This window comes from Pseudomonas edaphica (genome assembly GCF_005863185.1).
Taxonomy (GTDB): Bacteria; Pseudomonadota; Gammaproteobacteria; order Pseudomonadales; family Pseudomonadaceae; genus Aquipseudomonas; species Aquipseudomonas edaphica.
Genome location: NZ_VBVZ01000962.1, coordinates 1 through 1,443, shown reverse-complemented (window position 1 = coordinate 1,443; position 1,443 = coordinate 1). Strand labels below are relative to the sequence as shown.

Annotated in this window: 2 protein-coding genes; one reads left to right on the top strand and one right to left on the bottom strand. The window is 61.1% G+C overall.

Annotated features, from left to right (window positions below; genetic code table 11):
• Window positions 1-50 precede the first annotated feature (50 nt).
• Complete coding sequence (locus FEM54_RS32505; protein WP_138454277.1) at window positions 51-1,085, bottom strand: type IV pilus twitching motility protein PilT; 1,035 nt, start codon at window positions 1,083-1,085, stop codon at window positions 51-53.
• Window positions 1,086-1,142: 57 nt separating this feature from the next.
• On the opposite strand from FEM54_RS32505, the gene FEM54_RS32500 reads away from it, so the two are divergent.
• Window positions 1,143-1,443 (top strand): YggS family pyridoxal phosphate-dependent enzyme (locus tag FEM54_RS32500; protein WP_138454276.1); only part of this gene is annotated, 301 nt, incomplete at its 3' end.

The window sequence follows — 1,443 nt, the reverse complement described above, 5'->3', positions numbered from 1 at the left end:
GCAGTTCGCTATCGCAGGCAAGCCAGCTCCCACACTGATTTCATCGGCGTTCAGATATCTGTCGGCACCCGCGCCAGCCCCCGCGCATCCTCCCGGCTGATCAGCCCTGCGCTGACCAACGCCTTCAAGCTCATATCCAGCGTTTTCATCCCCAACGCCCCGCCGGTTTGAATCGCCGAGACCATCTGCGCCACCTTGTCCTCGCGGATCAGGTTACGGATAGCTGGCGTGCCCAGCATGATCTCGTGCGCCGCCACCCGGCCGCCGCCGATTTTCTTAACCAGCACCTGGGACACCACCGCCTGCAGCGACTCCGACAGCATGGCGCGCACCATGGCTTTTTCCCCCGCAGGGAACACATCCACCAGCCGATCCACGCTCTTTGCCGCTGAAGTGGTGTGCAGCGTGCCCAATACCAAGTGCCCGGTCTCTGCCGCCGTCAGTGCCAGGCGGATGGTTTCCAGGTCACGCAGCTCGCCCACCAGAATCACATCCGGGTCTTCACGCAGGGCCGAGCGCAGCGCCGCCGAAAAACTATGAGTGTCGCGGTGTACCTGGCGCTGGTTGATCAGGGCCATTTTCGGCCTGTGGATAAATTCGATCGGGTCTTCCAGCGTGAGAATGTGCTGGCGCCGGTGCTGGTTGAGGTGGTCAATCATCGCCGCCAGGGTCGTCGACTTGCCGGAGCCGGTTGCCCCAGTCACCAGTACCAGGCCGCGCGGCAACTGCGCGATACGGCGGAAGACCTCGCCTAATCCGAGGTCTTCCAGGCTTTGCACTTCGGTCGGGATAGTGCGAAACACTGCGCCCATGCCGCGATCCTGGCGGAACACATTTGCGCGGAACCGCGCCAGGCCCGGCAGCGCGAACGCAAAATCCGTTTCAAGAGATGTTTCGAAATCCTTTTGTTGGTGCTGGTTGAGCAAAGGGCTTAATAAGTCCGCAACTTGCGTAGGCGAAAGCACCGGCCCCTCCAATGGCCAGATTTCGCCATCGACACGCAGCATTGGCGCCAGGCCAGCCGATAAATGCAGGTCGGAGGCGCCACGGCGCACGCTGGCCGTCAGCAGTTCAGTGATATCCATAGGGCTTTCCATTTCCAGTAGAATGCCGCGGACTCCATATCCACGGGTGCATCTTGAATGTCGACGATAGCAGACAACATTGGCCAGGTTAGCCAGCGCATCCGCGCCGCGGCCCACGCCGTGCAACGTGACGAAAGCAGCATCCACCTGCTGGCCGTGAGCAAGACCAAACCGGCCCAGGCCGTGCGCGAAGCCTATGCCGCCGGGATGAGAGATTTTGGCGAGAACTACCTGCAAGAAGCCTTGGGCAAACAGGCTGAATTAACCGACCTGCCCTTGAGTTGGCACTTCATCGGCCCCATTCAATCGAACAAGACTCGTGCGATCGCCGAGCACTTCGCCTGGGTGCATTCCGTGG

Excerpts from the sequence above, each read along its gene's own strand:
- FEM54_RS32505 (WP_138454277.1), bottom strand. The coding sequence starts at position 1,085 with ATGGATATCACTGAACTGCTGACGGCCAGCGTGCGCCGTGGCGCCTCC.